The following is a 2,879-nucleotide window of genomic DNA, read 5'->3' on the forward strand; positions in this document are numbered from 1 at the left end:
CACAGCGAACGGAATGCGAACGCATCGGGGACACGCAGGAAATGACCCGTGACTTCCGTCGGCATGCGGACTACCGTGGGGGGACACAAGGCGACCACGGTCCGCCCTTGGCCGGGAGGACCGGGACAAGGAGGCAGCAATGGAAACGAGCATCGTTGGCGTCGGGGTCGGTATCACCGATCGCTTCCGAACCGTTGTCGAAGAGAAGATCGCCAAGATCCAGACGTTCGCGTCACGTGCGCAGCGATTGGATGTGAAGGTCACCCACCGGGTGTATCGCAACGGCCGAGTGCCGGATGAGACCGTGGAGCTGACGCTCGTCAGCAAAGGGCCGGTCGTCCGGGCAGAGGCCACAGACGGCGACAAGTTCGTCGCCCTCGACCTCGCGGTCGACAAGATGGCCGAGCAGCTTCGTCGGGCCAAGGAGAAGCGCGTCGACGGCCGTCAGCACCCCCGTGGGGCGCATTTCGAGAAGGAGACCGGTGCCCTCGAGGGCATCGACGTCCAGCCGGCATCAGTAGAGGTCCTTCGCGCAGTCGCGACGGGCACCGTGCCGATTCAGAACGAGGAAGAAGAGGACTACTCGCCCGTCGTCATCCGCACCAAGAACTTCGGCGCGGAGTGGATGACCGTCGAGGAGGCGGTCGATCGGATGGAACTGGTCGGCCATGACTTCTTCCTGTTCGTCGATGTGCGCACCGACCACCCCAGCGTCGTCTACCGGCGCAAGGGTTGGGACTACGGCGTGATCGCTCTCGAGACGCAGGCTCCGCCCTCTGAGGCACTGGCTTCGTGACCGTGAGGTCTCGTGAGCTGACATGAGAACGGCCCGGCCCCTCAGAGGGGCCGGGCCGTTCTTCGTGTACGAGGGTGTCGTCAGTCGAAGATGCCGTCGAGGATGCTGCCGATGACGAGGCCGCCGAGGATTCCCGACGCGACATCGCCCCCTCACCCTCGTCGACCGCCGCCGCCCCAGCCCCCGCCGCCCCAGCCGTTTCCGCCGCCGCCCCAGCCCTGATCCTGCGGGCGCGACGAGTCGATGTCGCGCTGCGCGAGCTGCAGCGCCTCGGAGGCGAGGTGGGCGACGCGCCGGGCGCTGGCGAGCGCCTCGTCCCGCGTCTCCTCAGCGGGGAGCAGATCCGACACGTCCACACGCAGCCGTTCGGCCTCGGCGAGACGGGTGCGGGCATCTGCCCCGATCCACCCGCGGTGTCCGGCGATCAGTCCGCGGGCGACGCCGAGCTGGCGATCAGCATCATCGATGGCGTGCTGCACCTGCTGGATGCTGGGCAGCGGGTGTTCAGCACGGTGGCGGGCGGTGGCGATCGCGTCGTCGAGAGCCGAGTTCGCCTCGCGGAGCTGCGACAGCTCGGCGAACGGGTCGCCGGGGGTGCCTGCGGGGGAGAGGGCGCTCAGGGCGTCCTGCAGAGCTGTCACGGCCGCCGCGACCGCGGGCACCTGGGGCGCCGTGCGTGCGGCGATCAGGTCGCTGCGTGAGTCGGCGACGACCTCGGCGAGCGTGGACTCGGCGCGCAGCGCCTCGATCTCGAAGTCCTCGACGGCGTCGAGCAGTGCCGAAGCACGCCGCGTGGCCTCGGTCGCCGTCTCGAGTGCCAGGTTGGCCTCCTCGTTCTGCTTCGCGGCACGTCGACGCTCCGAGACGGCGGCGCCATGCGTGGCGAACGCGATCAGCTGCTCGGCCTCGGCAGCGCTGGCGGTGATCTGATGCATCGCCGACTCCGCGTACCGCGACGACAGCCGCGACACCGTCTCGTTGGTGTGGGGGATGCGGGTGCTGAGCTCCTCGGCATCGGCACGCACCTTCGCGATCACCTCGGGTGCGCGACGGACCTTCGAGATCGACGTCGCGAGGTCCGAGGTCTTCTCGTCGAGCAGATCCTGCGCCCAGTCGCAGAGCTGGATGATCCGGGCGTTGCGCGTGCGCAGCTCTTCGGGGGTGTCAGGGATCTCGTCGTGATTGAGCTGGTGGAGCTGGAAGGCCTCGCGCAGGTGCGTGCGAACGGCGCTCAGGGCCTTCTTCAGATCCCGGGTGAGCTGCTCGCCGAGCTCGGCCTCCGCGAACGCGAGTTCGTCGGACGTGCTCCGGATGCGCTCGTCAGCGGAGACGAGCGCCTGCTCGGCGCGACGCGCCAGATCGGCATCCTGTGCGGCCAGCTGTTCCTGTTCGCGTTTGCGTCTGCCCCATATTCCAGCCATAGGACTGATCCTAGTTTCCCGAGCGAGAGGGCTGGCTGTGCATCCGCTCCAGGCGAACGCGGTTCACACCAGCGCGGGCCCGGCCGTCCGCGCCGGACGGCCGCGCTTCGGACGGTCGGCGGTGAGTTCGAGGGCCAGGGCGTGCGACGGATGCTGGGCGAGCCGCGCCTGCACGTGGTCGATCCAGCGCAGTTCGGCATCGGCGGAGAAGATCATCGAGTCGACCACCAGCGACCAGGCCAGTCCCTGCGGACTCGCGTCATCGCGGGACTCCCGCATGGTGTGGAGAGCATCGAGCTGTCGTTGCGACGCTTCCCGCTGCGTGCCGATCACCGCTGCGGCATCGGCGCCGGGGAGCGTCGCCGCCACGGCGAGCTTTATCGCGAGCTCATCTCGCGTCGTCTGGCTGCGCTCGACGGGCGAGGTCAGCCAGCGGTCGACCTCGTCGATTCCCGACTCCGTGATCTCCCAGTAGACGTGGCCGTGGGCGTCGGCGGAGCCTCGTGACACCAGGCCGTCGCGCTCGAGACGCTCGAGGGTGTTGTAGATCTGGCCGACGTTGAGGGGCCAGACCGATCCCGTGCGGCGGGCGAACTCGTGACGGAGCTGATATCCGTAACAGGGGCCCTGGGCGAGGAGCGCGAGCCGGCTCTGGCGAACGG

At 68.8% G+C, this 2,879-nt stretch carries 3 protein-coding genes; 1 reads left to right on the plus strand and 2 read right to left on the minus strand.

Annotation, left to right across the window (positions count from 1 at the left end; genetic code table 11):
- Positions 1-139 precede the first annotated feature (139 nt).
- Complete coding sequence (hpf, locus tag J7E68_RS11325; protein WP_215172649.1) at positions 140-796, plus strand: ribosome hibernation-promoting factor, HPF/YfiA family; 657 nt, start codon at positions 140-142, stop codon at positions 794-796.
- A gap of 152 nt (positions 797-948) precedes the next feature.
- Here the strand turns inward: hpf and J7E68_RS11330 are convergent, their stop codons facing one another.
- Positions 949-2,217 carry a hypothetical protein gene (locus J7E68_RS11330; RefSeq protein ID WP_311416817.1) on the minus strand — a complete coding sequence of 423 codons (1,269 nt, stop codon included), beginning with the start codon at positions 2,215-2,217 and terminating at the stop codon, positions 949-951.
- Between the two features lie 63 nt (positions 2,218-2,280).
- On the minus strand, positions 2,281-2,879 hold a 599-nt coding region (locus tag J7E68_RS11335; protein WP_215172651.1), incomplete at its 5' end, for a PadR family transcriptional regulator.

It is taken from the genome of Microbacterium sp. ISL-103 (genome assembly GCF_018613995.1).
Taxonomy (GTDB): domain Bacteria; phylum Actinomycetota; class Actinomycetes; order Actinomycetales; family Microbacteriaceae; genus Microbacterium.